The organism is Segniliparus rotundus DSM 44985 (assembly GCF_000092825.1).
GTDB lineage: Bacteria > Actinomycetota > Actinomycetes > Mycobacteriales > Mycobacteriaceae > Segniliparus > Segniliparus rotundus.
The window spans coordinates 793,505-820,492 of the sequence record NC_014168.1 but is presented as its reverse complement, the minus strand read 5'-3'; the positions used below and the strand labels follow the sequence as shown (position 1 = coordinate 820,492).

Genomic DNA, 26,988 nt, shown 5'->3' with positions numbered 1-26,988 from the left:
CCATGTCGCAGCAGCGCGCACTTCCGCAGAAAATCGCGGCCGGTTCTTTGAGGAGCGCCGCCGCGAGCGGCGGAGCGCGAACGAACCCGACGCCGCTTTCGCGCGCGCCGCGAGCCATCGCGGGCGTCCTGCTCGCCGCAGGGCTCGTCGGGCTCTCCCCCGCCTCTGCCGAACCCGACACCACGCCGGTCGCCCCCGCGCCGAACGCGCCGATGGCTGTCTCCGGCTCCCCCGTCTCCTTGCCCGCCATCCCGCAGAACCTCGACCAGGTGGCGATCGACCCCCAGGTGATCCGCGCCGCCACCTCGTACATCCCCGCCCTGATCGGCGCCGTCTCCGAGCCGGGCGTGCGCGACACGGACCAGACGCAGCAATTGCTCTCGCAAATGCAAGGCGTCCTCGGCCAAGCGCATCTGCCCTCGGAGTACCAAGGCGCGATGGTCCGGGCCACCTCCATGCTCCGCAACCAGGAACCAGGCGCCGTTCCGGCCGCGCCCGCCCCGAGCCCCGGCCAAGACGTCGCCCCCGGATCGCCTTCCTTGCCCGGCGGGGACGACGCCGCGCCGAGGATCCAGGAATTCATGCTGCCCACCATTGGCATGAACTGCATCCAAGGCTCGGACGGCGACGGCAACGCGATGGGCAAGGCCCTCGTTGCGGCCGGCCCGCAGGAAGCCCCCGCGCCTGGTCCGAAAGAGGGCGAAGCCGGCTACGTCTTCACCGCGTTGGGGACCGGGGCAGCCGTGGCCGACGACGCCCACCCGCTGTCGGTGAACTGGTTCAACCTGGACACCGGCGCGAAGGGCCAAGCGAGGCTGCTCCCGAACCCCGCCATCAACGCCACCACCGGGCCCGCCACGTTCACCGCGATCATCCCGACCGGCAAAGGCCGCGTCCTGTCCACGGTCTTCGGCACTGTGACCTCCAAAGCGGCCGATGGCGAGGACCGCTCCTGCAGCATCACCCCGACCGTGGGCATGTCCAAGATCTGACCCGCACAGCGCGCCTGGCCCGTCGCCGGGTCGGGACGCCCGGCAGACGAATGGTCATTTCGTCCCGAGGGCGGGGGCGATGACCTGGCTCCAGGAAGCCTCCATCTCGGACTCGAAGAAGTCCCAGTCGTGGCCGCCCTGCTCGCGCCGGTCGTAGGTCGGGTTGAGCCCGGCCTCGCGAGCTTGTTGCGCGAACTCGTCCGTGCACTGCTGCGCCAGCCCTTCGATGAAGCCGCTGCCGACAGCGCCCTGGTCCTCCCCAGGGGCTCCGCTCGACGCGCCCAAGTAGATCGGCTTGCCTTTGAGCTTGGGCAGGTTCAAGGAAGGGTCGTGCTCGGCCCATTCGTCCCCCGACCACATGTTGGCGGGGTCCCCGCCGCCCGCGTAGCGCACCAGTGAAGCCGTCTCCCACTCACGCGCGCCGCTGGTGATCGGGCAGCCGCTGTACGAGGCGGCTGCCGCGAAGAACTTCGGGTCCTGCGCCATGAGGTCAAGGGCGGGGGCCCCGCTGATCGAGACGCCGCCGACCGCGTGCTTGGCGCTCTCCCCGAACTGCTTGCCGAGCGCGGCGGGCAGCTCGCGCGTGAGATACGTCTGCCACCGCACCCGGCCGAGGACCGGATCGTCCTGGTCCCAATCGGTGTACATGCTGCCGGGGTCGCCGATGGGGGCGATGACGTTCACCCGTTTGCCCTTGAAGAACTCGGGCGCTGCGGTGAGGTCGAACCACGACCTGCCGTCCTGCCCGCCTTCAGTCCCCTGCAACAGGTAGAACGTGGGGGCGGACGCGCCGGGGGCGCGCGAGACGTCGTTGACGATCTCTTTGTCCATCGACGGCGAGTAAACGGTGATCTTCCACCAGTTGTCCGCGACGTGCTCTTGGTTTGTGATGCGCGGGCCGTTCGCGCTCGGCGCGGCCTGCGCGGCGGGCGCGAGCGCGCCGAGCAAGGCGCTCGCGCTGGCGGCCAATGCGAACAATCTCTTCCAGGCATTCTTGGCCGTGTGCGGCGTGCTCATCGTTTCTTCGTCCATTTCTTCGCATGTGTCCACTGCCTCGTCTTTGAGGCTCAGGAGATCATAGCGCGATATTAGTTTCGTCAAACGAATTTATTCGCGCGCCGTATCGCCCCGGGCTGCACCGGGCCGTTTCGACGAACAGGCTGGACAGCACGGTGCAAGTTTTGGGGACTCAGAAAACCGCGTGGGGGTCGGCCCGGGAAAATCTCACGACGACCCGGCCAACTGCCCGCAGGCGGCGGCGATCTCCTGGCCTCGGGTGTCGCGGACCGTGCAGGAGACGCCCTTCGCGCGCACGCGGCGCACGAACTCGCGCTGCGCCTCGGGCGGGCTGGCGTCCCACTCGCTGCCCGGGGTCGGGTTCAGCGGGATCAGGTTCACATGCGCGAGGGAGCCGAGCGCCTCATGCAACAGCCCGCCGAGCAGGTCCGCGCGCCACGGCTGGTCGTTCACGTCGCGGATCAGGGCGTATTCCACCGACACCCGCCGCCCGGTCTGTTGCGCGTAGCCTTTCGCCGCCGCGAGCACTTCGGCCACTGGCCAGCGCGTGTTCACCGGGACGAGCGTGTCGCGCAGCTCGTCGTCGGGGGCGTGCAACGAGACCGCGAGCGTGACCGACAGGCCCTCGTTCGCGAGGCGGTGGATCGCGGGCACCAGGCCGACCGTGGAGACGACCACCGAACGCTGCGAAATGCCGAAGCCCTCCGGGGCGGGGCTTGTGATCCGCCGCACGGCGTCGAGCACCCGCCGATAGTTCGCGAGCGGCTCCCCCATCCCCATGAAGACGATGTTGGAGAGGTGCCTGGCTCCGCCTGCGAGCTTCCCGTCCCGCGCGGCGAGCGCGGCGAGACGCACTTGCTCCACGATTTCCGCGGTGGAGAGGTTGCGGGTGAGCCCGCCCTGCCCGGTGGCGCAGAACGGGCAAGCCATGCCGCAGCCGGCTTGGCTCGACACGCACAACGTGACCCGGTCCGCGTAGGCCATGAGCACGCTCTCCACCAGCGACCCGTCGTGCAGGCGCCACAGGGTCTTCACCGTCTCCCCCCGGTCGCAGCCCATCGTTCGCGCGGGCGTGACCAGGTCCGGCAAAAACGCCTCGGCCAACGCGCCCCGGCTCGCCGCCGGGACGTCGGTCATCGCCTCGGGATCGACCGTGAGCCTCGTGTAATAGTGCCGTGCCAGCTGCCCGGCGCGAAAGGGCTTCTCCCCCAAACCGGCGACCGCGTCGCGCAGCTCGCCAGCAGAGAGGTCGGCGAGATGGCGCGGCGGCATCGCGCGCTTCGGCGCGTCGAACACAAGCGGGAGGGAAGTCATGACCAGGCGATTATGCCCGCAACCGCGCCCAAGTTCCAGCTCAACTAGGATTCGCTCATGGCCAACGACCTCGAAGTGCCCGACCGTCCCGTGCTCGTCATCGACTTCGGGGCGCAATACGCACAGCTCATCGCCCGTCGGGTGCGCGAAGCGCGGATCTATTCCGAGGTGCTCGCGCACTCGACGCCGATCGCGGCGATCCGAGAGCGCAACCCAGTGGCGATCATCTTGTCCGGCGGGCCGTCGAGCGTCTACGACCCCGGCGCTCCTGCCGCGGACCCCGCCCTGTTCGAACTCGGGGTGCCGGTCATGGGGATCTGCTACGGGTTCCAAGCGATGGCCCGCGCGCTCGGCGGCGCAGTTTCCCAGACGAACGTGCGGGAATACGGCCGCACCGAACTTCAGCTGACCGGGGATGGCGGGGCTCTGCACGCCGGAACCCCCCAGGCGCATCCGGTGTGGATGAGCCACGGCGACTCGGTGACCGAGGCCCCGGACGGCTTCACCGTCACCGCGCGCAGCCCAGGGGCTCCGGTGGCGGCCTTCGAGCACCTCGAACGCAAGCTCGTCGGCGTGCAATACCACCCCGAAGTTCGCCATTCCCCGCACGGGCAGGCCGCCATCGAGCGCTTCTTGCACGAGGTCGCGGGCATTCCCGCGGCCTGGACCCCCGCGCACATCGCGGAAAGCCTGATCGAAGCCGTGCGCGAACAAGTCGGCCCTGAAGGGCGCGCGATCTGCGGCCTCTCCGGCGGGGTGGATTCCGCCGTCGCGGCAGCAGTGGTCGCCCGCGCCATCGGCGACCGCCTCACCTGCGTCTTCGTCGACCATGGGCTCCTTCGCGCCGGGGAGCGCGAACAGGTCGAGCGCGATTTCACCGCCGCCACCGGCGCGGAACTCATCACGGTGGACGCGCGCGACCAGTTCCTCACGGCGCTGGCCGGGACCGAAGACCCGGAGGCAAAGCGCAAAATCATCGGACGGGAGTTCATCACGAGCTTCGAGTCCGCCGTGGCCGAGGCGGCGGAACGTTCCCCCGGCGAGGTCGCTTTCCTCGTCCAGGGCACGCTGTACCCCGATGTGGTCGAGTCCGGCGGCGGCAGCGGCGCCGCGGTCATCAAAAGCCACCACAACGTCGGAGGATTGCCCGAAGACCTCAAATTCGACCTGGTCGAGCCGCTGCGGCTCCTCTTCAAAGACGAGGTGCGCGCGGTGGGCCGCGAACTCGGCCTGCCGGAGGTCATTGTCGCCCGCGAACCGTTCCCCGGCCCCGGCCTCGCCGTGCGAATCATCGGGGAGGTGACCGAGGACCGGCTCGCCACCCTGCGCGCAGCGGACTCGATCGTGCGCGAAGAGCTCGCCGTCCTCGGCCCGCAGATCGGGATCTGGCAGTGCCCGGTCGTGCTGCTGCCCGGTGTGCGCAGCGTCGGGGTGCAAGGCGACGGGCGCACCTACGGCCACCCTGTCGTGCTGCGCCCGGTGACCAGCGAAGACGCGATGACCGCCGACTGGGCGCGGGTGCCCTATGAGGCATTGGAGCGGATCTCGAACCGCATCACCGGGGAGGTCGCCGGGATCAACCGCGTCGTCCTCGACATCACGAGCAAGCCGCCGGGCACCATCGAGTGGGAATAGGCCCCACGGACGTGCTGCGCAAGACGCAGCAGTCCAACCGCGGCACGCTCCCCCGGCGGGCGGAAGACCAAAGAATCTGACAGCGGCTTCCCAGCAAAACATGCTAGAAAGAACCGCAGCGAGGGGCACAGACCCCGGACAGGGAAGGAGCGAACGAAGATGAACATCCGATCCGCGCTGGGCGTGCTCGCCTGCGCCATAGCTTTCGGCGCAGGGGCAGTCTCCGGCGTGGCCAACGCCGCGGTCGCAACAGCGGCTCCCCTGCCCGCGCACGCCGACGACCCGCACGACTCCGACTTTGACGACTCGGACGACGAGGCCGGGCCCCCCACAGACGACAACGGCGACGGCCCGCTGCAACGCTTCATCTGCAGGCTCGGCATTGGGCATTGGACGCATCCGCTCGCCGACGCGATCACGGTGTACGTCTGGGCGGAGGACTACGCCGACGCCGACCGCAAGGCGCGGGACGACCACCCGACCACCCCGCCGTTCCAATACATAGCCTGGTCCCGCTGCGACCCGGCGTGAGCGGCGCGACGAAGAAGGGACCCTCCAGGAAATGGAGGGTCCCTTCTTCTCTCGGCTCAGGTCAGGGTTTCCAGGGCTCGAGGACAGACTTCAACGGATCGACGAGCTGGCCTTGCAAGAACGGGCCGAAGCTGATCCGGCCGACGCCGATCTTTTTGAGCTCGGCGAGGTTGTCTTGTTCCGGGCGGGCAATGGCGTTCACCGGGAGCGGCAGTTCGTCAACGAGCCGCTTGAGCAGTTCGGGGCTGTGGAAGCCCACCGGGTACAACGAGTCCGCCCCGGCCTGGGCGCACAGCTTCAGGCGGGCGACAGCGCGGTCCACGCGGTCCTCCTCGGCGCCGTCTTGGCGCAGGAAGAGGTCCGTGCGGGCGTTGATCACGAATCGAAGGCCCAGGGCGTTGGACTGCTCGCGGATGTCGCGGATCAAGTCGGCGTGCTCCTCAGGGCTGCGCAAGCGGCCCTCGTCGCTGTGCACGGTGTCCTCGATGTTCAAACCGGCGACACCGGCGGTCAAGATGCCGTCGATGATCTCCCCGCCGGAAAGGCCGTACCCGGACTCGACGTCCAAGGAGACGGGGATCTGCACCGAGCGGGCGATCTCCTTGGCCCGATAAACGAGCTCCTGGTACTTCATCCCCTCGCCGTCCGGCTTGCCGACCGAATCGGCGACCGGGTGGCTGCCAATCGTCAACGCCTGAAAGCCGAGGCTCTCTGCGATCCGCGCCGACCAAGCGTCCCACACTGTCGGAGCGATCACGGGATCGCCGGGGACGTGCAGCTTTCGAAAGGCCGCGGTTTTCGCGGAAATGTCCAGCAACGAAGCCAAAACTACCTCCTAGTCAAGGGGCGCGCGGCGTCCACGCGCGGGACCATCCTAATGGCGCCGGTCCAGCAGTCGCCCGCGGGCCTGTTCCGTGTCGCTCACACGACGCCTGCCTGGAGTTCGTCGACCACCGCCCCGACCACCGCGCGCATATCCCCGCCGGAGCGTTCAGCGACACGCCGTTGACGCTGATAGGACCCTCCGAGCACCGGGATCTGTTCCACCAATGCGAGCTCTTCGGCGCAGTCGAGCTTGCGCGCTTGCGGCTGCAGGCGTTCGAGCAGGTCCGACAAATCCTCGGTGACCAGTCGCTCGTTGCTCTGTTCGTCCACGATCACGATGGCGTCGAGCCCGTAGCGGGCCGCCCGCCACTTGTTCTCCTGGACGTGCCACGGCGGCATCGACGGCAACGCCTCGCCTCGGTCGAGCCGCTCGGAGAGGTCCGCGACCAGGCAGGAGATGAGCGCGGTCAGCGCAGAAAGCTCGCGCACCGTGCTCACGCCGTCGCAAATCCGCACCTCGATGGTGCCGTGCGACGGAGCAGGGCGGATGTCCCAGCGGATCTCGTTGACATGCTCGATGATGCCGGTTTTGGTCTGGTCGAAGACGAATTCTTCGAACTCGCGCCACTCGGCGAACTGGAAGGGCAGCCCAGCTGTGGGGAGTTGCTGGAACATCATCGCCCGGTTGCTCGCGTACCCGGTGTCCACACCAGACCACAGCGGCGACGACGCGGAAAGGGCGAGCAGATGCGGGTAATGGTTGAGCAGCGAGCTCAAGATCGGCAGCACCTTTTCACGCCGGTCGACCCCGACGTGGACGTGCACGCCCCAGATGAGCATCTGCCGCCCCCACCATTGGGTTCGGTTCATCAGTTCGTGGTAGCGCGGGGCGTCGGTCCATTGCTGCGCGGACCACTGCGCGAACGGGTGGGTGCCTGCGGCGAACAGCTCGGCGTGCTGGGCGCGGGCCGCCTTGTGCAGCACAGCGACAGTCTCACGGATGTCCTCCATGGCCTCACCCACAGTCCGGCACACCCCGGTGACCGCTTCCACGGTGTTGCGCAGGAATTCTCGGTGCACCTTCGGGTTCACGCCGTCGCTGATGACGGTGACCTCGTCGATCACCGCGCTGGCGCAGTTCACCAAGTCCTTGGTGTCCTGATGCACCAACGCGAACTCCCACTCCACGCCGATGGTGTTCGCAGCGCTGGACGCGAAGGGGACCGGGCAGCGCCCCCGCGCCGGGTCAGGCTGTTGGAGCAATGACCCCGCAGACGGCGCGGCCGCCTGCGTCCTCTGTTTTCATCGTCGTCTCGTCGGGGACCGGCCCGCCCTCTTGAGCGGACTTGTAACGGTCGGCGGGGATGTTCCCGAAGTTGCTGGCCTTGTCGTGGACGATGATCGAAGTCCCGGCGCCGGAGTCCAGTTGGGACAGCTGGAAAGCGTCCGTTTCCAGCGTCAGTTTCCCCGTGCCGTCTTTCATGACGAGCAGGTTGGTCAAATCGCCGCTCATCGGCATGCCGGTGTGCCCCGGCGCTTGGTAGTGGCCCCCTGCGGAGAGGAACGCGCCTGGGGCCCCCTGTCCGCCCGGGGCAGTGGACTGCGGCTCGCATTTGCCGACGGCGTGGATGTGCACGGCGTGGAAACCGGGCGTGAGGCCTTTCACGTCGATCTTGATGACGACTTTGCCGCCGTTCTGCGTGAAATCGACTGTTCCCGCGTCGGCTCCCTGCGCGTTCTTGAGCTCCGCGGACGCGTGTTCGGAGCCGCCGTTGCCCTTGGCCGCCGAGGACGCGCCAGGCTCGGCGGACGCGCCGACGTGCCCAGGGTGGGCGGCGCCGGATTTCGGCGTGGCCCCCGGCCCGCCGACCACAGAGTCCTGCTCGCTGTTGGTGCAACCCGCCAATGCGGCCAACGCGGCAAAGGCCAGAGCGGCCCGGACGACGCCCGTGCTGTCGCCATGCGACGCCTTGCGCTTGCTGTCAACGTGCGACATCGAATGCCTCCTCAATGTTTCGGCCGTGGCTGGCTCCCTCAGCCTACTGCCCTCTCGTTCCGCACGAGCCTCTGGCCGAAGATTTCCCCGCAGTCCGTCATTCCGACAGGATGAGCGCGAGCTCGCCTTTGCACGCCGCGCCCAAATCCACGCTGCTCGGCAACGGCGCGATCTTCGGCTCGGGGCTCAACCCGGACGCTTCGGCCACCTTCTGCGCCTGGTTCTGATAGGCGTCCTTGTAATACACGACCGACCCGTCGACCTTTCCCGGGCTGTATCCGTCGGCGACCTCCGCGTCGAGCCCCTTGCCCTGCAACGCCGCCGTCACACTGCTCGCCCAGTTCTTATGCGTGGGGCTGTAGCTGTACACGCAGACTTTCCCAGGCGGCGGCTCAGCCCGGGCCGAGGCCGGGGCCTGCTGCGCGGAAGCCTCGGCGGCGGCCTGCGCCGCCTTGTCCGACGCGGCTTGCAAAGGGTCCACATGGGGGCCGCTGTTCGCGGCGCTGCGCACACCCAGCAAGAAAAAAACCAAAGACATGGAGAAAAGGACCATCGCAACCGCCCGCAACGGGAGGCCCCATCTCGCCAATCGATCTAACACCGGGGCAAGTCTACCGCCTGTTCCTCGAAGTCAAGATCAGCGGTCGAGGTCGTAGACGCCGAGCCGTCGCGCGACCCTGGCCTTCGAGCGCGCGGCCCGCAACCGGCGCAGCCGCTTGACGAGCAACGGGTCCGCGCGCAGCGCCTCGGGCCGGTCGATGAGCGCGTTGAGGAACTGGTAGTAACGCGTCGCGGACATGCCGAACAGCTCCCGGACGGCGGCCTCTTTCGAACCTGCGTGCTTCCACCATTGCCGCTCGAACGCGAGGACCTCCCGCTCGCGGCGGGACAATCCCTCATCGCTGACGAGCTCTTGGGCGGAAGCGGGAAGATCGGGCAGGGCGCGCTCTGAACTGGACATCGTGATTCAGTGAAACACGGGTGGCAGACATTTTCACGGAGGCGCGTGGACGAGACGGCGGGCGGAAAAATGTGATCGGAACCCGGCGGAGGAAATCGCCGGGCGAGCCGTCGCACGAGGTAGGCTCGTCGGCCATGACAGTACTTCCGATTCGGATCACAGGGGACCCGGTGCTGCACCGGCCGACCGAGCTCGTGCGACTGACCGCAGAAGGCGCGGCCCCGCCCGAGGTGGTGTCTCTGCTTGAAGACATGTACGACACGCTCAAGGCCTCCCACGGGGTGGGGCTCGCCGCGACGCAAATCGGCGTCGGTTTGCGATTGTTCGTCTACGACTGCCCGGACGACACCTCCGGGAAACGGGTGAGCCGCAAAGGCGAAATCATCAACCCGGTGTTGCAGACCAGCGCGCTCCCCGAAGGCATGCCGGACGAGGACGAGGACGAGGAAGGTTGTCTTTCCGTCCCCGGCCTGCGCTTCCCCACCGGCCGGGCGGTCTGGGCCAAAGCGACCGGCGTGGACCGGACCGGCAAGCCTGTTGAGATCGAAGGCGAAGGCCTCTTCGCCCGGATGCTCCAGCACGAAGTCGGGCACCTTGACGGGAAGCTGTACGTGGACATGCTGGTGGGCCGCTGGGCCCGAGCGGCGAAGAAAGCGGTGAAGAAACAGGGTTGGGGAGTCCCCGGCCTGTCGTGGACCCCGGGCGTGGACGCGGACCCGTTCGGACACTGAGCCCGCGCCTCAGACGACCCGCGCGCCCTTCACCGGGCCGTGGGCCACGCGCACCGATTGGCAGACCCCGGCGCCCGCGAGCTGCGCCGCGACGTCCACCGCATGGTGCGCGCTTTCCGCCAGGAACATGCAGGTCGGGCCGGACCCGGCGATGATCCCCGCCAACGCCCCGGCCTCCTGGCCCGCCGACAACGTCCGACGCAGGTCGGGCCTGAGCGCCAACGCCGCCGGTTGCAGATCGTTGTGCAACAGTCCCGCGATCTGCGCCACATCGCCGAAGGCGAGCGCGCGCAGGAGCTCGTCGCAATCCGTGCTCTTGGGCTGCGTGCCCGCCGCGCGGAGCCGGTCCAGCTCGCGGTACACCGCAGGCGTGGAGAGCCCTTGCGTCGAGAACGCGAGCACCCAGTGCAGCGTGGCGCGGGCGAGGGCGGAGGTGAGCAATTCTCCCCTGCCGCCCCCGACCGCCGTGCCGCCGTACACGCAGAACGGCACGTCGCTGCCCAATTCGGCGGCGAGTTCGAGCAGTTCGTCCCGCTCGATCTCCTCCCCCCACAACGCGGCGAGGCCCACAAGCACGGCGGCGGCGTCCGTGCTGCCCCCCGCCATGCCCCCGGCGACCGGAATCGACTTCAGGATGCCGATGTCCACGTTCGGCTCCCTCCCCAGACGCTCGGCCAAAAGCTCAGCCGCCTGCCACGCCAAGTTGCGCTGGCCGGTGGGCACCGAATCCGCGCCAGCGCTGTGCCCGTTGCCGCCGCGCAGGCGCACCTGCAGCTCGTGATGCTCGGCGAGGGTCACCTCGTCAACGAGCGACACAGATTGGAAAATCGTGTTGAGCTCGTGGTAGCCGTCCTCCCGCACATCTCCCACCTCGAGATAGAGGTTCACTTTCCCCGGCGCGCGCACCACGACTGACCGGGCGGGAATCACAGACACACATGCAACAGTAGCCAGCCGCATTGGATAGGGTGATCCCGATGGCCGAAATCCCCGCGCAATTCCTCCTGTCCGCGTCTGCCCCGGCCGCGCGGACGCTCTGGGACATCCTGACCGCCACCATGGCGCAGTTCCCCGACGCGCCAGCCGTGGACGACGGCGGAGCCCAGCTCACCTACAGCGAACTCGTGGAGGCCGCGCAGGAGGGAGCCGCGCAGCTCGCGGCGCTCGGCGTCGGCCGGGGCGGCCGGGTCGGCGTGCGCCTGCCTTCCGGCGGCTGCGAGCTGTACATCGCCATTCTCTCCGTCATCGCCGCAGGCTGCGCGTACGTGCCGGTGGACGCGGACGACCCGCAGGAGCGCGCCGACCTGGTGTTCGCACAAGCCGCTGTCGACGCCACGATCACCGCCGAAGGCTGGCTGCGCGCGCGCGAGGAGCGGGACGACGCGGCAGGGCCCCGGCCGGCCCAGGCCCCCACCCCCGAAGACGACGCGTGGATCATTTTCACCAGCGGGTCCACCGGCACGCCCAAGGGCGTCGCGGTGACCCACCGCAACGCGGCCGCGTTCGTCGACGCCGAGGCGCGGATGTTCCTCCAGGACGAACCCATCGGGCCGGACGACCGGGTGCTCGCCGGGCTCTCCGTCGCCTTCGACGCCTCCTGCGAGGAGATGTGGCTCGCCTGGCGGCACGGCGCGTGCCTGGTGCCCGCGCCCCGCGCGATCGTGCGCAGCGGCATGGACCTCGGCCCCTGGCTGGTCGCCAGGGACATCAGCGTGGTCTCGACCGTGCCGACGCTTGCCTCATTGTGGCCCCCCGAGGCCCTCGAAGCGGTGCGCCTGCTGATCTTCGGCGGCGAGGCCTGCCCGCCGGACCTCGCCGCGCGCCTCGTCGCCGACGGGCGCGAGGTGTGGAACACCTACGGTCCGACCGAGGCCACTGTGGTCGCCTGCGCGGCGCAGCTCACCGGCGACGGCGTGGTGCGGATCGGCCTGCCACTGCCCGGCTGGGACCTCGCGGTGGTCGATCCGTCCGGAGCCCCAGTCGAGCACGGCCAATCCGGCGAGCTCGTCATCGGCGGCGTGGGCCTGGCCCGCTACCTCGATCCGGCGAAAGACGCGGAGAAATACGCCCCGGCCCCCGCTCTGGGCTGGGAGCGCGCGTATCGCAGCGGGGATCTCGTGCGGCTCGAATCCGAAGGCCTCGTCTTCCTCGGACGGGCCGACGACCAGGTGAAAATCGGCGGGCGGCGCATCGAGCTCGGCGAGGTGGACGCCGCCCTCGCCGCTCTGCCCGGAGTCACCGCCGCCGCGACGGCGGTGCAGCAGACCAGCTCGGGCGCGGCGCTCTTGGTCGGTTATCTCACGAGCGGCGATCCGGACTACGACGTGCGCGCCGCCCGGACCGAACTCGCCAAGCACCTGCCCGCCGCGCTCGTGCCCAGGCTGGTCCTGCTGCCCGAGCTGCCTGTGCGCACATCGGGGAAAGTGGACCGCGCCGCCCTGCCGTGGCCAGTCGCGGGCGAAGCGGGCGGGCACGGCCTCGACGGCACCGCAGGGTGGCTCGCGGACCTGTGGGCCGAGGTGCTCGGCGCCGAGATCGACGGCGAGGACGCGGACTTCTTCTCGCTCGGCGGCGGCTCCCTCGCCGCTGCCCAACTTGTCTCTGCGCTGCGCGCCCGGTATCCGACGGCCACAGTCGCCGAACTCTACGACCGGCCCAGGCTCGGCTCGCTCGCCGACTTCCTCGACGAGCAGAAACCCGCCCAAGCCGCGGAGCCCCGCGACGTGCGCCCGACCCCGAGGCGCACGCAGGCGGCGCAGGCGCTGATCCTCCTCGTGGTCGCCACGCTCGGCGGGCTGCAATGGGTCGCGTGGCTCTTGCTGGCGAACAACCTGCTGGCCTGTTCCCACACGGCTGCGTGGGCGCGGCACACCTCCTGGTGGCTCGTTCTCGGGGGCGTGCTGTTGTTCGCCACCCCGCTCGGCAGAGCTGTCGTCGCTGCCTGCGCCGCGCGAGTGCTCACGTTCCGGCTCGCACCAGGGGCCTACCCGCGCGGCGGGTCCGTTCACCTGCGCGTTTGGGCCGCCGAGCACCTTGCCGCCGCGCTCGGCGCGGAGAACCTTTCGGGAGCGCCGTGGATGGCGCACTACGCCCGCATGCTCGGCGCGAAAATCGGGGACGGCGTGGACCTGCACGCCATTCCGCCAGTGACGGGGATGCTCGCCATCGGGCAGCGCAGCTGCGTGGAGCCCGAGGTGGACCTTCGCGGACACTGGCTGGACGGGGACGTTTTCCACCTCGGCGAGATCGTGATCGGCCAAGACGCCGCGATCGGCGCGCGCACCACGCTTCTGCCTGGGGCGCAGGTCGGCAAGGACGCAGACGTCGCCCCCGCCTCATGCGTGGTCGGCAAAGCCAAAGGCGGCAGGTATTGGAAGGGCTCCCCCGCGGTGAAAGCAGGCAAGGCGCACCACCCGTGGCCGCAGCGCCGACCGGAGCAGTCCCGGCGGTGGGGGGCCGTCTACGCCGTCAGCGCCGCGGTGATCGGCGGGTTGCCCTTGTGCTCGTGGGCGGTGGGGCTCGCCGTCATCGGCGCAGCGGTCCGCCATGCCGCCACGTTGCGCGAAGCCGTCGCGCCCGCGCTCGCCGCCACGCCCCTGGCCGCGCTCGCCGCCACTGCGGCCTACGCGCTCGCCACCCTGGTCGGCGTGCGGTTGGGCTCGCTCGGGGTCCGCGCCGGCTACCACCCCGTGCACAGCCGCGCCGGATGGCAGACCTGGGCGGTCGAGCGGCTCATGGACGCCGCGCGACAGCATCTGTTCCCGCTGTACGCGAGCCTCGCCACACCGGTGTGGATGCGCCTTTTGGGCGCGAAGATCGGAAAGAACACCGAGATCTCCACCGCAGTGCTCGCGCCGAAGTTCACCACCGTGGGCGAAGGGGCGTTCCTCGCCGACGACACCATGGTGGGCTCCTACGAACTGGGCGGCGGCTGGATTCACATCGCCGAGACCAAAGTCGGGGAACGCGCCTTCCTCGGCAACTCCGGCATCACCCAGCCTGGCCGCAAAATTCCCAACGGCGCGCTGGTCGCAGTGCTCTCCGCCACCCCGCACAAAGCGAAAAGCGGCTCCTCCTGGCTCGGCAGCCCCCCGATCCGCCTGCGGCGCAAGGCCGACGAGGTCGACGCGTCGCGCACCTTCGCGCCGCCGCTGCGCCTGAAAATCATCAGGGCCGCCGTGGAGTGCTGCCGTATCACAGCGCTGATCGTGTCGTTCTGGCTCGGCGCGCTGGTCCTCATCGCCCTCCAAGCGCTGCTGGTCCGATTCGGTCCGCACGCGGCCTGGCTCGGGGCAGGCGTTGTGCTCCTCGCGGCAGGCGTGCTGGCCGCCGCCGTGAGCGTCATCGTGAAATGGGCCGTCGTCGGGCGGTTCCGCCCTGGGGAGCACCCGTTGTGGTCGAGTTTCGTGTGGCGGGCCGAAGTCGCGGACTGCTTTGTGGAGTCGGTGGCGGCTCCGTGGTTCGCGAACCTCGCGAGCGGCACGGGCGCGCTGAATCTGTGGCTGCGGGCGATGGGCGCGAAGATCGGGCGCGGGGTGTGGTGCGAAAGCTACTGGCTGCCGGAAGCGGACCTCGTGTCGCTCGGCGACGGCGCGAGCGTGGGCCGGGGCTGCGTGGTGCAAACCCACCTCTTCCACGACCGGATCATGCGCTTGGACTCGGTGACGCTTCAGCCGGGCGCGAGCCTCGGCCCGCATTGTGTCGCGCTGCCGGGCTCCGTGGTCGGCGCAGGGGCGACGGTGGGACCGGCTTCGCTGGTGCTGCGCGGCGACATGGTGCCGGGCAGCACGCGTTGGCTCGGCAACCCCATTTCGCCCTGGCGCTCCGAACCCGACAAAAAGGGGAAGGGCAAAAAGTGAGCGGCCCAGATCCGTACTGTCCGGGACAAGGCAACACCGGCTACGACGTCGCGCGCTACGAGCTCGACCTCGGATATCAGGTGTCAAGCGGGCGGCTTGCGGGCGAGGCGCGAATTTTCCTCACGACCACAGCCCCCGCCTCGGAGCTGTCCTTCGACATGTCCGAGCATCTGAAAGTCGGCAAACTCGCCGTCGACGGACACCGGCCCGCGCGGCACCGCCACCGCGCGGGCAAGCTCGTGCTCGGGCTGAAATCCGTTGTGCCCTCGGGCAAGCGGCTCAAGGTCGTCGTCCAGTACTCGGGCAACCCCAAGCCGATCCGGACCATCTGGGGCGAGGTCGGCTTCGAAGAGCTCGCCGACGGCGCGCTGGTGGCGAGCCAGCCGAACGGCGCGCACAGCTGGTACCCCTGCGACGACCGCCCGACCTCGAAGGCTCCGCACCGGTTCGAAATCGCCGTGCCCAACGGCTATCGGGCCGTGTGCAACGGCAAACTCGTCGGGCGCAAAACCAAATCCTCGCAGACCATCTGGACCTACGAGCAAGCCGAACCAATGGCGCCGTACCTGTCCTCATTGCAGGTCGGACGGTATGAGCTGGTCACCCTGTCGGAGCAACCGACGCCGGACCGCGTCGCCGCTCCCAGCGACTTGGCGCGCAGGCTCGACTCCTCCTTCGGGCGCCATCCCCAGATGCTGCGCGTGTTCGCCGAGCTCTTCGGCCCGTACCCGTTCGCGGAGCACACCACGGTCGTGACCGCCGACGAGCTGGAGATCCCCATTGAGGCGCAAGGCATGTCGGTCTTCGGCGCGCAGTTCGTGCCCGAAACCCCGGCGCAAGCAGCGGGCAGGGACCCTGAGCGGCTCATCTCCCATGAGCTGGCGCACCAGTGGTTCGGCAACTCCGTGACCTGCGCGCAGTGGCGGGACATCTGGCTGCACGAAGGCTTCGCCTGTTACGCGGAATGGCTGTGGTCGGAGCGCTCCGGGGGGCAGCGGGCCGCGTTCTGGGCCGCCAAACACCACAAGCGGCTCTCCGAGCTGCCCCAAGACCTCCTGCTCTCGGACCCAGGTCCGAAAGACATGTTCGACGACCGCGTCTACAAGAGGGGCGCGCTCACCCTGCACGCGCTGCGCACCGTGGTCGGCGACGAGGCGTTCTTCCATGTCTTGCGGACATTCACCGCGCGCTTCCGGCACGCCAACGCCGCGACCGAGGACTTCATCAACCTCGTCGACGAGGTCGGGCGGCGCGGCCTCGCCTCGTTGTGGCAGCAATGGCTCTACGAGCGCGCACTGCCCGAGTTGCCGTGACTTTCGGCGCTCGCGAGGTCGACTTCGCGGGTTTCGCGCAGCGCGAGCAGCGCGGCCATGCTCACCAGAGCGACCCCCGCGAGGTAGATCCCGACCCAGGCCACGCCGTACGCGCTCACCAACCAGGTCGCGAGGAAGGGCGTGATCGACGCGCCCAAGATCCCCGAGAGGTTGAACGCGATCCCCGAGCCGGTGTAACGCACATTGGTCGGGAACAGCTCGGTGAACAACGCCGCCATCGGGGCGTACGACAATCCCATGAGCGTCAGTCCGAGGCACATGAACACCAGCGCCGTTTGCGCGGTCAGCCGCGCGGGGTCGAGCAGCCAGCCGAAGCCGAGCCCGTAGCACATGATCGCGGCGGTCGCCACGAGCAGCAACGGCCTGCGCCCGTATCGGTCGGCGAGGCGCGCTGACACGAGGATGGCAGCGGCGTACGCGAAACAGGAAGCCATCTGCGCGATGAGGAAGTCCGTGTGCGCGATCGAGCCGCGAATGCCGCTGCGGTCGACGACTTTGCCCGTGCCGTAGCCGACCACCCACGTCGAGGCCAGATAGAAAATGGCGTACGAGGCGACCATCGCGAAAACACCGATGAGCACGTTGCGCCACGAATGCCGCAGCACGACCGCCAAGGGCGCGCGCACCAGCTCCCCCCGCCCAGCCGCGACCCGGTAGACCGGGGTCTCGGCCAATTTCAGGCGCACATACAACCCGATCCCGATCATGACCGCGCTGAGCAGGAAGGGCACCCGCCACCCCCAGGTCAGAAGCGACTCTTGGCCCGCAGGCGTGGCGATGAGGAACAGGAACACGCCTGTGGCGGCGAACAATCCGATCGGCGAGCCCAGTTGCGGCCAGATCGTGGCCCACGCCCGTTTTCCTGGGGCCGCGTTCTCGGCGGCGAGCAGCACCGCCCCGCTCCACTCGCCGCCGACGCTGATCCCCTGGACGACGCGGAGGAGCGCCAATGCTGTCGGCGCCGCGACGCCGACCTGTTGGTAGGTCGGCAACAGCCCGATGGCGACCGTGGACAGCCCCAACGTCAACAGGCACCCGATCAGGGTGGCTTTCCTGCCGAAACGGTCGCCGAAGTGCCCGAACAGCACCGACCCCGCTGGCCGGGCCACGAACGCCAACCCGAAGGTCGCGAGGGAGGCGAGCAGCCCGGTGGCCTCGTCCCCAGAGGGGAAAAAGAGCTTCGGGAAGACGAACACCGCCGCGATGGAGAAAAGGTAGAAGTCGTAGCATTCCAGCGCGGTGCCGGTGAAGGAGGCGAATGCGATCCGGGCGCGGGAGACCGGGGCCGGCGTTGGCGCAGCCGGCTCGGCGGCTTTGTGTGTCGTGCTCACGGGGCAAGAGTACTGGCACGGTCCTGTTGGGGCGCTCGCGCGAGGAGCTGGAGCGCATCACGCGGGCCGAGCGGGACACGACCCGCAGCATGTGACGTCCTGGGCGGCCCTGCCGGTTTTGGTTCAGCGGTCTTGGATCAGCGCAGCCGCACCACGGCGGTGTTCGTCAGGCGGTCCTGAAACCCCCGGCCGTTCTTGTCCACCAAGAACGCGGGGATGACCAGGGCCAACAGTGCCGCCCGGCCTGCCGCGCGCAGCGCCCCGACCGGCTGGTCCCCGCCGTTGCCGCGGCTGTCGGGCACCCGGATCACCCTGAGGCCCACGAACAGCTGGCCTGGGGTGAACGAGAACAGGGAGACCGCGACCGCCCCCATGGCCGCCCAGACCGCCAACACCGCCGTCGAGTAGGAGTTCGAGGTGAAATCTGTGAACAAGAGGGCGACCCCGCCAGAGAGCACCCAGTCGATGAAGAGGGCCAAGGCCCGCTGCGTCAGCGGAGCGAGCGATCCGACGCCGGCTTCGGGGAAGACAAGGGGCATCAGCTCAGCCTAACGGTTCTCTGACGGCCGGGCGATCAGACGATGCTGTAGGACTCCAGCGGGAACGAGCCTTGCTCTTTGTACGCCGCGCCCGTCAAGGTCGGGCGCAGCAACGCCGCCTCGCCATGCTGGTTGAAGTAGTAGCTGCGCGCGGTCTGGCAGCTGCCGAGGGTGAACACCGAATCGTCGAGATTGCGCGTCATGCGTTCCAAGAACTCCGCATTGGCCTCTTCGGTCACCTCGAATGTGTCCGCGCCCCGGCGCGCCATCTCGCCCAGCAGGCGCCGGATATGCCGCATCTGCGACTCGATGGTGTCGAAATACGACAGCCCGCTGTACGAGTAAGGGCTGTTGAGGGTCATGAAATTCGGGAACTTGGGCACCGTGATGCCCTCGAATGCCTGAAAACGGGTGTCGCGCCAGAACTTCCCCAGGTCGCGGCCGTCTTGGCCGATGATCTCGAAAGCCGGGAAATTCGCCTCCCACAGATCGAACCCGGTGGCCAGCACCAGCGTGTCGATGACGGTCTTGCGCCCGTCCTCGGTGACGATCCCGTCGGGCTCGACGCGCTCGATCCGCGCGGTCTCCAACGACACGTTTTTCTTGGTGAGGGCGCGGAAATACGTGTTCGAGAAGGTCGGGCGCTTGCAGCCGAAGTCGTAGTCGGGGGTCAGTTTGCGGCGCAGCTGAGGGTCGCGCACCTGGGCGAACAAAAGCGCGCGGCCCGCATACGCGGCCATGCGGTTGAAGATCTTCAACTGGCGGAAGTGCAGCACGCCGCCGACCATGACGGCTTCGAGGATCGCCGACCCCACCGCGCGGACGATCTTCTGGGTGATCGGCGCGCGGGCGAACAACTGCTGGACCGGACCCGGCACCTTGGCGTCGGTCTTCGGGACGACCCAGATCGGGGTGCGCTGGTAGACGGTGAGCTGCCGGGCGTCTTTGGCGAGCTCGGGGATCAGCTGCACCGCCGTCGCCCCGGTGCCGATGACGCCGATCGCGCGGCCCGCGGAACGGAAACTGTCGTCCCATCTGGTGGTGTGGACGACTGTGCCCGCGAACGTCGCAACGCCCTCGATGTCGGGCGTCTTGGGCTGCGAGAGGAACCCCGTCGCGGCGAGCAAGTATTTGCCGGTGTACGTCTCGCCGCTGACGGTGGACACTGACCAGCGCCGGTGCTCGTTGTCCCAACGGGCTCCGCTCACGGCGGTGTTGAACCGCATGTGGCGGCGCAGGTCGTACTTGTCCGCGACGTGGCTGGCGTACTGTTTGAGCTCGGCTCCCGGCGCGAAGAGCCGCGACCAGTAGGGGTTGGGCTCGAACGAGTACGAGTATTTCGCGGACGGGATGTCGACCGCGAGGCCTGGGTAGTGGTTGACGTGCCAGGTGCCCCCGAGGTCGTCTTCACGTTCGAGGATGGCGATATTGTTCAGGCCCAGCTCTTTCAGCTGGATGGCGGCGCCCATGCCGCCGAAACCAGCGCCAACGATCACAGCGTCATAGTGCGTGTCCATGCTCACAACTATAACTTTGTTGAGACTGCGCCGGGATGTGGAGTGGAACAGAATTTCGGCGCGGGTCAGACGAGCGATTCGGCCTTTTCCATCCGCCGCCGCAGGTCCCAGAGGAACGCTGTCGTCGGAAGCATCCGGACCGACCGGGGGGTCGCCGCGCACAGGACCCGGTTCCCCGCGACAATGCCCCGGAAAACGCCTTGGCGCGCCGGACCCCAGCTGTAGCGCATTTGCTCGCGGAACTTCGGCGGCAAAAACGCCGCCGTGAAGTAGCGGTTGATCCATCCGAACGCGAGCCCGAGCCCTCGCAGGAAGCGCGCGCCCGCGATGTTGTCGAGCATGTCCCGCACCGGCTCGTCGATCTGGATCCGCTCCTCCTGCTCCGCCCAGTACGCGTCGAACTCGGCCATCGTCTTCGGCCACGCGTCCGCAGGCACCTGCAACGTCGTCGCGAGCGGGGCGCAGACCCGCAGGATCTCCTCCTCGGCGGCGGCGGAAAGGGGCGGGCGGCTCATCAGGCGCACAATGTCCAATGCGCCTTTGAACAGGCACGCGGCCACCCACAGCTGCAGCTCCGGGTCGAAAGCGTTGTACTCGGCCGGCCCCTTGCTCCCGGTGACGCGCGCGACGTTCTTGGAGTTCACTTGGGCGTGGACCCTGTTGACGGCGGAGTGGTACGCGTTGCGTTCCGCTTCGCTGCCCAGCATCGCCACCGCGAGGTACGTGAAGGTCGTCCGGCCGCGTTTGATCGGCCGTTTGTCCAGGCGCCCGCTTTCGACCACGCTTTCGTACACGCCGTAGCCGACCGGACGCACGCCGAGCTGCATGATGACGTTGGCGACGGCCGCGAACGCGGCGAGAGGCCAAACCCTCTCGACAATGCGTTGCCGAGCGACATGGTCTGGATCGCACATCGGCGCTTCATGTGGCACGGCTAACTTCGGCATGCATCAGTTCTACCAAACATGGAGCTGCCGATCCATCCTCCCGCGGCGGGAATCCCTCGCATATCAGAGGATGAACAGCATCTCCTGGTAGGTCGGCAGCGGCCAGAGGTCGTCCGAGATGACGCTCTCGAGCTGGTCGGCGGCGCAACGCACGTCGGCCATCGCAGGAAGAAGCGCCTGACCTGCGTGCGTGGCCTCCTCGAGGGCGCTTTCGCCGGCGTGGTGGCCGAGGGCCTCCTTGAGCGCGGCGAGCGAGCGACGCAGCTCGGCCACCAGCCCAGTGACTTCCTCCAGAGGAGCAACGTCCGCCTCGACGCCCGCCGCCTTGAGCGCGGCGACGTTCTGCGCGAGTTCGGTCTGATGCCGCACCGCCGCCGGAAGAATCTGCGTGGCTCCGATCTCCAAAGCCAGCCGCGCCTCCACGCCGATGGTCAAAGCGTACTGCTCAAGGCCGATCTCGTATCGGCTGCGCATCTCTCGGCCATTGAAGACCTTGTACTTCTCGAACAGCGCCAACGCCTTGTCCGAGACGAGCTCCGGCAGCGCGTCCAGAGTGGTGCGCAGATTCGGCAGCCCCCGCGAAGCGGCCTCGGCCTGCCACTCGTCGGAATAGCCGTTGCCGTTGAACACCACCGCGCCGTGGTCGGTGATGATCTGGGTCAACAGGCTCTGCACGGCGGCGTCGAACTCGACGCCGTCAGCCACAGCCGTTTCCAGCTCGGTGGCGATGTGGTCGAGCGAATCGGCCATGATGGTGTTGATCGTGACCATCGGCGCCGCGACCGTCTGCATGGAGCCGGGGGCGCGGAACTCGAACCGGTTGCCGGTGAACGCGAACGGGCTGGTGCGGTTGCGGTCGCCGGGATCGGTCGGCAGCGGCGGCAAGGTGTCGGCCCCGATGATCATCGTGCCCTTCCCTTTGGACGACGTCGCGCGCCCCTTGGCGATCTGCTCGAAAATGTCGGCGAGCTGATCGCCGAGGAAGATCGAGATGATCGCGGGCGGAGCCTCGTTCGCGCCGAGGCGGTGATCGTTGGTCGCCGAGGCCACCGAAGCCCGCAGCAGCCCCGCGTATTTGTGCACCGCTCGGATGACCGCCGCGCAGAACACGAGGAACTGCGCGTTCTCATGGGGCGTGTCGCCCGGCACGAGGAGGCTGCCGAGCTCGTCGTTGCCGATCGAGAAGTTGACGTGCTTGCCGGACCCGTTCACGCCCTGGAACGGCTTCTCATGGAACAAGACCTCCATGCCGTGCCGTTTGGCGACGGTCTTGAGCACCGTCATCAGCAGTTGCTGGTGGTCGGAGGCCATATTCGCGCGCTCGAACATCGGCGCCACCTCGAACTGGCCTGGCGCGACCTCGTTGTGCCGCGTCTTCGCGGGAATGCCCAGCTTGAACATCTCGCGTTCGGTCTCCATCATGAAGCCGAGCACCCGCTCGGGGATGGAGCCGAAATAGTGGTCGTCGAACTCCTGGCCTTTGGGCGGCTTGTGCCCGAACAGCGTGCGCCCGGCGTTCATCAAGTCGGGGCGGGCGAGGAAGAAATGCCGGTCCAACAGGAAGTACTCCTGCTCCGGGCCGCAGAACGACACGATCTTGCCTGGCTTCTCGTGGCCGAAGAGCTTCAAGATCCGCTCCGCGTGCTCGCCCATCGCCTGCTGCGAGCGCAACAGCGGGGTCTTGTGGTCGAGCGCGTCGCCGGTCATCGACACGAAGACCGTCGGAATGCACAGCGTGTTGCCGTTCGGGTTCTCCAGGATGTAGGCGGGGCTCGTCACGTCCCAGCCGGTGTACCCCCTGGCCTCGAACGTGCTGCGCAGGCCGCCGTTGGGGAAGCTGGACGCGTCCGGCTCGCCCTGGATCAGCGTCTTGCCCGCGAATTCGGCGAGCGCCGAGCCGTCGCCGGCGGGCTCGAGAAAACTGTCGTGCTTCTCCGCGGTCAAACCGGTCAGCGGGTAGAAGACGTGCGCGTAATGGGTCGCGCCTTTCTCCAGCGCCCAGTCTTTCATCGCCGAGGCCACCGCGTCGGCCACAGACGGGTCGAGCTTCTCGCCGCGCTCGATCGTCGCGGAGACCGACTTGTACACCGCCTTGGGCAAGCGCTTGCGCATGACCGCTTTGCTGAAAACGTTCTCGCCGAAAATACGGCCCGGCTCCTCGCCCGCGTCGAAGATTTTCGCCGGCGGCGCGCACGCTTCAACGGCCCTGATAGCTTGCGCACGAATAGTATTTGCGGTCACGCAGACGTTCTCCATCATGTGTTCGATTATGAGAGGGTGAAATTCGGCTCACGAGCGACGAAATCCGACCTTTCAGGGAGTGGAAATCCCGTCACAGAGTAGAAATGCGGTGTGGCGCGCGGATTGCCGCGTTGTAACCGCCGTGCTAAGAGAACCTGGGAGAACGCGGCGACCGACAGTTCCAGCAAGCCCGCGCCACCGAGGCGCGCCCAAGCCCGCCAGCCATGTTTCGCGCCTGTGTCGTCCGCCCTCCGTTCAGAAGCCGCGAACCTGCGGTGTAATCTCCAAATCTTGTGGGCTGCCCGGCCCCTACCGCATACGACAGCCGAAGGAGAGTGGCGTGACGTTTAGCTCAGCCGAAGACGTGGTCAAGTTCATCGCCGACGAGAATGTGGAATACGTCGACGTCCGGTTCACCGACCTGCCCGGCGTCCAACAGCACTTCTCGATCCCCGCGTCGGCGTTCGGCCCGGACGTGACCGAGGACGGCCTCGCCTTCGACGGCTCCTCCGTTCGCGGCTTCCAGTCCATCCACGAGTCGGACATGCTCCTGCTCCCCGACCTCGCCACCGCGAAAATCGACCCGTTCCGCGCCGCGAAGACCCTGAACATCAACTTCTCCGTGCACGACCCCTTCACCAAGGAGGCCTACAGCCGCGACCCGCGCAACGTCGCGAAGAAGGCTGAGGACTACCTCTCCTCCACCGGGATCGCCGACACCGCGTACTTCGGGCCCGAGGCCGAGTTCTACATCTTCGACTCGATCCGCTACGACTCCTCCATCAACGGGGCCTTCTACGAGATCGACTCCATCTCCGGGGCGTGGAACACCGGGGCCGAGACCGAGGCCGACGGCGGCCCGAACCTCGGCTACAAGGTGCGCGTGAAGGGCGGCTACTTCCCCGTCGCCCCCAACGACCACTACGTGGACCTGCGCGACGAGATGTCCACGAATCTGATCGAGGCGGGCTTCGAGCTCGAGCGCGCCCACCACGAGGTGGGCACCGCGGGCCAGGCCGAGATCAACTACAAGTTCAACACCCTCCAGCACGCCGCCGACGACCTCCTGCTGTTCAAGTACATCATCAAGAACACGGCGTGGCAGAACGGCAAAACAGTCACCTTCATGCCCAAGCCGCTGTTCGGCGACAACGGCTCCGGCATGCACGTGCACCAGTCCTTGTGGAAAGACGGCAAGCCGCTCTTCTACGACGAGGCGGGCTACGGCGGGCTCTCCGACCTCGCCCGGCATTACATCGGCGGCATCCTGCACCACGCCCCGTCGCTTTTGGCCTTCACCAACCCGACGATCAACTCCTACCACCGCCTGGTCCCCGGTTACGAGGCCCCGATCAACCTGGTCTACAGCCAGCGCAACCGCTCCGCGGCGGTGCGCATCCCGATCACCGGCTCGAACCCCAAGGCCAAGCGCATCGAGTTCCGCGCGCCGGACTCCTCCGGCAACCCGTATCTCGCGTTCGCCGCGATGCTGATGGCCGGACTGGACGGCATCCGCAACAAGATCGAGCCGCAGGCCCCGGTCGACAAGGACCTCTACGAGCTCGCCCCGGAAGAGGCATCGAACATTCCGCAGGCCCCGACCAACCTCGCCGTGGTCATCGACCGGTTGGAGCAGGACCACGCCTACCTCACCGAAGGCGGCGTGTTCACCCCCGACCTCATCGAAACCTGGATCAAGCTCAAGCGCGAACAGGAGATCGCCCCGGTCAACTTGCGCCCGCACCCCTACGAATTCCAGCTCTACTACGACGTGTAGGCCGGAAACACATCCTGACCTGCACCGGGGCGGCTTATTTGGCCGCCCCGGTATGCATTGGGTAGGCAGTGCCGTAAGCGGTATCGATTCGCTCGCTCAGAATCGCGCTCATCGCCGTGCGAGAAGACTCGTCCGCGTCAGGCCACAGGTGTCCGTAGACGTCCAGCGTCGTTTTCGCGCTGGCATGGCGCACGCGGGCTTGGACGGTCTTGATGTCCGCCCCGCTCGCGATGAGCCACGATGCGTTGTAGTGGCGCAGATCGTGGAACGTGAACGTCTCCGGTAAATCGACCAATCCCGACTCCCTCGCATCCCTGATAGCCCGCTCGATCTGCCACGGCGGCACCGGCTCGCCATGATCGTTGACAACCAGGTGCGTGTGCTCGCCAGGGAGGATCGTCGTGGAGAGCAGCATGACAAACTCCTCTGACACCGGAACTGGCGTCGCGCTTGTCTCCGTCTTCAACGGCTCGTCCTCCCACTGCCGCGCAGGATTGAACACGCGCTTGATGAAATCCATGTCCGTCCGCAACGCCCCGGACACCTCTGCCACCCGCAGCCCAGCGAACGCCCCGAGCAGGATGGCGGACTTGATGCTCCGGGGAACCGCTTCGTACAGGCCCCATATCTGCTCGGTGGTCGCCACATAGCACTTCGGCTTGCCCATCGGCGGCGCAGTCTTGCGCGAACATGGATTGCGAGCGAGCACCCCGTCATACACGGCGTCACCGAGGATCTGCGACAGCCGAGAGTGCAGCGCGTAGACGTAGCTGTCCGCCAATCCTTGCTTTTTCAAGTCGGCCAGCCATGCTTTGACGGCAGAGGGCCGAACCTCGTTCAACGGCTTCGTGTCGAAAGACTCTTTGATCTTGGCGATATGCGTTTTGGCGCTACGCACCGTGCCGCTTCGATGGACACTGTAGCCCTCGATCCACTGATCGCACCACTTCCCCACTGTCATAGACGCGACCTTGGGATCGACGTAGGTGCCCTGCACGAGGGTGGACATGATGCCGTCTAGCCATTTTTGCGCCTCTTGCTTCGTGTCGAACGCCCGAGTCTTCTGGTCTCCGCTGTCGTCCACGTAGTTCGCCCGCCAACGCTTGCCCCGACCATGACGTTTGTTCGGCACCTTCTCCCATGTCTCTTTTCCGCTCTCAGGGTCGATCTTGCGGACCTTCTCTTTTTTGAACCATAGATCTTCGACCCCTGAGCGGCGATTACGTCTGACGGGCATCCTACTGGCAGCGCTTTCCATTAGTTCTTGTCCTCTGCGGTCTCCGCATTGCTGCTGGTGTCGTTTTTCGCATCGTCGGCTTGGGGTGTTTTGCAGAATTTTCCGACGTATCCGCTGCTTGGGAGCATGAAGCCTGCCTTCGCCGCGTCCTGCTCGCTTTTCTTCCTCTGGTACCGCTCCTCCACGTAGTCGAGGTACGCGACTGGGCCTTGATCTGAATCGTCTGGCGTCCGCTTGGCTTCGGGCGAGTTCTCATAGTCGGCGTAGAGGTTTTCATATACGTCCTCGAAGCTCGCCAGGCGGTCGCGAACGAACCGGAGCAGGCGGTTCGCGTCCTTCTCAAGCTCCTTGTAAGCGGGGGTCACGGCACGGTCAATACGTTCCTTCACGGAATCGAGTTCGCAGGGCGCCGTCTCCGTCATGCGCCTTAGGTAGTTGGCCTCGGCCCTTCGGAAGTCGTTGAGCATCATGAAGACGGGTGTCAGCCCGGTGCGGAACGCGTAATCGCGCAAAGCGGAGACGCTGAAATCGAGGGTGGCGTTCAATAGCTTCTCTTCGATGCTCTCTTCGGAGAGCAGGTCCACCGGATCGACGTTCAGGGCTTTGGCGATGGCGATGCCCTCTTCGAACTTCAATCCCCTGTTGCCTGTCTCGATCTTGGCGATAGTCTGCTGATAGATCAGGTCGCCGTGTTTGGACGCCTCGGCGGCGAGCTGGCCTTGCGTGAGGCCGCGTTCGTTCCGCAAGGCTTGGATGCGTTTGCCGATGGCCAGGTCGCCGGTCTTGGTGTCACTCACACGACCAACGATACACCAGATTGTCTCGTCTTGTCTAGTTGGATTTGGGTATGCGTGGTAGTCTTTGTAATGTTGTCGGATCTAGCTAGGAGGCAGAGTGGCCAGCAACACCGCGCACGAGGCGCGTCCAAATGAAATCCTGCTGACAACCAAGCAGGTCAGCGAGCGGTACGGCATTCCGTGCTCGACGCTGAGATGGCACCGTTCCATCAACAGCCCGGACTCGCCGCCGTCCTTCTCCCTCTCGCCACGACGAGTGGTCTACCGGCTCAGCGAGTGCGAGCGGTGGGTGGCCCAACGCGAGGCGGCGACCCGTAAGGGTGGTGGTGCGGTGGAGTGAATGAGACGAGCGGAGCGGTCGCGCGCCCTGCCGAGAGGTCAGTTCTTGGTCGGATTGCCTCGCAGCG

General features: G+C 67.4%; 23 protein-coding genes. 8 read left to right on the top strand and 15 right to left on the bottom strand.

Going from position 1 to position 26,988, the window contains the following annotated elements:
* Positions 1-2 precede the first annotated feature (2 nt).
* Positions 3-992: an Rv1157c family protein gene (locus SROT_RS04195; RefSeq protein WP_013137766.1), complete on the top strand. Its 990-nt coding sequence runs from the start codon at positions 3-5 to the stop codon at positions 990-992.
* Positions 993-1,046: 54 nt separating this feature from the next.
* On the opposite strand, the gene SROT_RS04190 is transcribed toward SROT_RS04195, so the two are convergent.
* On the bottom strand, positions 1,047-2,009 hold the full coding sequence (locus SROT_RS04190; RefSeq protein ID WP_013137765.1) for an alpha/beta hydrolase: 963 nt from the start codon (positions 2,007-2,009) through the stop codon (positions 1,047-1,049).
* A 207-nt stretch (positions 2,010-2,216) separates the two neighbouring features.
* A complete protein-coding gene (gene rlmN / locus SROT_RS04185; protein WP_013137764.1) occupies positions 2,217-3,323 on the bottom strand; it encodes a dual-specificity RNA methyltransferase RlmN in 1,107 nt (368 codons plus the stop codon).
* A 57-nt stretch (positions 3,324-3,380) separates the two neighbouring features.
* On the opposite strand from rlmN, the gene guaA reads away from it, so the two are divergent.
* Complete coding sequence (gene guaA / locus SROT_RS04180) at positions 3,381-4,958, top strand: glutamine-hydrolyzing GMP synthase (RefSeq protein WP_013137763.1); 1,578 nt, start codon at positions 3,381-3,383, stop codon at positions 4,956-4,958.
* Between the two features lie 159 nt (positions 4,959-5,117).
* The gene (locus SROT_RS04175; protein ID WP_013137762.1) at positions 5,118-5,489 is read left to right on the top strand and encodes a hypothetical protein; all 372 of its coding nucleotides are present in this window, start codon (positions 5,118-5,120) and stop codon (positions 5,487-5,489) included.
* 61 nt (positions 5,490-5,550) lie between these two features.
* Here the strand turns inward: SROT_RS04175 and SROT_RS04170 are convergent, their stop codons facing one another.
* From SROT_RS04170 to SROT_RS04150, 5 genes are all read right to left on the bottom strand, one after another.
* Positions 5,551-6,306 carry an isocitrate lyase/PEP mutase family protein gene (locus SROT_RS04170; RefSeq protein ID WP_041407648.1) on the bottom strand — a complete coding sequence of 252 codons (756 nt, stop codon included), beginning with the start codon at positions 6,304-6,306 and terminating at the stop codon, positions 5,551-5,553.
* A gap of 104 nt (positions 6,307-6,410) precedes the next feature.
* Positions 6,411-7,577 (bottom strand): glutamate--cysteine ligase, encoded by a 1,167-nt coding sequence (locus SROT_RS04165; RefSeq protein WP_013137760.1) that lies wholly within the window; start codon positions 7,575-7,577, stop codon positions 6,411-6,413.
* On the bottom strand, positions 7,561-8,310 hold the full coding sequence (gene sodC / locus SROT_RS04160) for a superoxide dismutase[Cu-Zn] (RefSeq protein WP_013137759.1): 750 nt from the start codon (positions 8,308-8,310) through the stop codon (positions 7,561-7,563). The genes SROT_RS04165 and sodC overlap by 17 nt, the downstream gene beginning before the upstream one ends.
* Positions 8,311-8,407: 97 nt before the next feature.
* Positions 8,408-8,911, bottom strand: a complete 504-nt coding sequence (locus tag SROT_RS04155) for a LytR C-terminal domain-containing protein (RefSeq protein ID WP_041406915.1) — start codon at positions 8,909-8,911, stop codon at positions 8,408-8,410.
* A gap of 36 nt (positions 8,912-8,947) precedes the next feature.
* The gene (locus tag SROT_RS04150; protein WP_013137757.1) at positions 8,948-9,271 is read right to left on the bottom strand and encodes a DUF3263 domain-containing protein; all 324 of its coding nucleotides are present in this window, start codon (positions 9,269-9,271) and stop codon (positions 8,948-8,950) included.
* Between the two features lie 134 nt (positions 9,272-9,405).
* Between SROT_RS04150 and SROT_RS04145 the strand changes: the two genes are divergently transcribed.
* Positions 9,406-10,002 (top strand): peptide deformylase, encoded by a 597-nt coding sequence (locus SROT_RS04145; protein WP_013137756.1) that lies wholly within the window; start codon positions 9,406-9,408, stop codon positions 10,000-10,002.
* A gap of 9 nt (positions 10,003-10,011) precedes the next feature.
* Here the strand turns inward: SROT_RS04145 and SROT_RS04140 are convergent, their stop codons facing one another.
* Positions 10,012-10,962, bottom strand: coding sequence for a 4-(cytidine 5'-diphospho)-2-C-methyl-D-erythritol kinase (locus SROT_RS04140; RefSeq protein ID WP_013137755.1), 951 nt, complete (start codon positions 10,960-10,962; stop codon positions 10,012-10,014).
* Between the two features lie 17 nt (positions 10,963-10,979).
* Here SROT_RS04140 and SROT_RS04135 point away from each other — a divergent pair, with 17 nt between their 5' ends.
* Together SROT_RS04135 and SROT_RS04130 are read left to right on the top strand one after the other, a co-directional pair.
* Positions 10,980-14,861, top strand: coding sequence for a Pls/PosA family non-ribosomal peptide synthetase (locus tag SROT_RS04135; protein WP_013137754.1), 3,882 nt, complete (start codon positions 10,980-10,982; stop codon positions 14,859-14,861).
* The gene (locus SROT_RS04130; RefSeq protein WP_013137753.1) at positions 14,858-16,174 is read left to right on the top strand and encodes a M1 family metallopeptidase; all 1,317 of its coding nucleotides are present in this window, start codon (positions 14,858-14,860) and stop codon (positions 16,172-16,174) included. Before SROT_RS04135 ends, SROT_RS04130 begins: the two co-directional genes overlap by 4 nt.
* Here the strand turns inward: SROT_RS04130 and SROT_RS04125 are convergent.
* The 5 genes from SROT_RS04125 to SROT_RS04105 form a co-directional block, all read right to left on the bottom strand.
* Positions 16,144-17,526 carry an MFS transporter gene (locus SROT_RS04125; protein WP_013137752.1) on the bottom strand — a complete coding sequence of 461 codons (1,383 nt, stop codon included), beginning with the start codon at positions 17,524-17,526 and terminating at the stop codon, positions 16,144-16,146. The two genes, SROT_RS04130 and SROT_RS04125, sit on opposite strands and share 31 nt — an antisense overlap.
* A 137-nt stretch (positions 17,527-17,663) precedes the next feature.
* Positions 17,664-18,065 (bottom strand): RDD family protein, encoded by a 402-nt coding sequence (locus SROT_RS04120; protein ID WP_013137751.1) that lies wholly within the window; start codon positions 18,063-18,065, stop codon positions 17,664-17,666.
* Positions 18,066-18,100: 35 nt separating this feature from the next.
* Positions 18,101-19,582, bottom strand: a complete 1,482-nt coding sequence (locus SROT_RS04115) for a flavin-containing monooxygenase (protein ID WP_013137750.1) — start codon at positions 19,580-19,582, stop codon at positions 18,101-18,103.
* 65 nt (positions 19,583-19,647) lie between these two features.
* Positions 19,648-20,496, bottom strand: coding sequence for an oxygenase MpaB family protein (locus tag SROT_RS04110; RefSeq protein ID WP_245535356.1), 849 nt, complete (start codon positions 20,494-20,496; stop codon positions 19,648-19,650).
* 96 nt (positions 20,497-20,592) lie between these two features.
* Positions 20,593-22,788, bottom strand: a complete 2,196-nt coding sequence (locus tag SROT_RS04105) for a glutamine synthetase III family protein (protein ID WP_013137748.1) — start codon at positions 22,786-22,788, stop codon at positions 20,593-20,595.
* Positions 22,789-23,110: 322 nt separating this feature from the next.
* Here SROT_RS04105 and glnA point away from each other — a divergent pair, with 322 nt between their 5' ends.
* The gene (gene glnA, locus SROT_RS04100; protein ID WP_013137747.1) at positions 23,111-24,547 is read left to right on the top strand and encodes a type I glutamate--ammonia ligase; all 1,437 of its coding nucleotides are present in this window, start codon (positions 23,111-23,113) and stop codon (positions 24,545-24,547) included.
* Between the two features lie 34 nt (positions 24,548-24,581).
* On the opposite strand, the gene SROT_RS04095 is transcribed toward glnA, so the two are convergent.
* Together SROT_RS04095 and SROT_RS04090 are read right to left on the bottom strand one after the other, a co-directional pair.
* Positions 24,582-25,784, bottom strand: coding sequence for a tyrosine-type recombinase/integrase (locus SROT_RS04095; RefSeq protein ID WP_041406913.1), 1,203 nt, complete (start codon positions 25,782-25,784; stop codon positions 24,582-24,584).
* A 20-nt stretch (positions 25,785-25,804) separates the two neighbouring features.
* A complete protein-coding gene (locus tag SROT_RS04090) occupies positions 25,805-26,581 on the bottom strand; it encodes a helix-turn-helix domain-containing protein (RefSeq protein WP_013137745.1) in 777 nt (258 codons plus the stop codon).
* A gap of 97 nt (positions 26,582-26,678) precedes the next feature.
* On the opposite strand from SROT_RS04090, the gene SROT_RS15935 reads away from it, so the two are divergent.
* Complete coding sequence (locus tag SROT_RS15935) at positions 26,679-26,921, top strand: helix-turn-helix transcriptional regulator (RefSeq protein WP_013137744.1); 243 nt, start codon at positions 26,679-26,681, stop codon at positions 26,919-26,921.
* Positions 26,922-26,988: the final 67 nt, after the last annotated feature.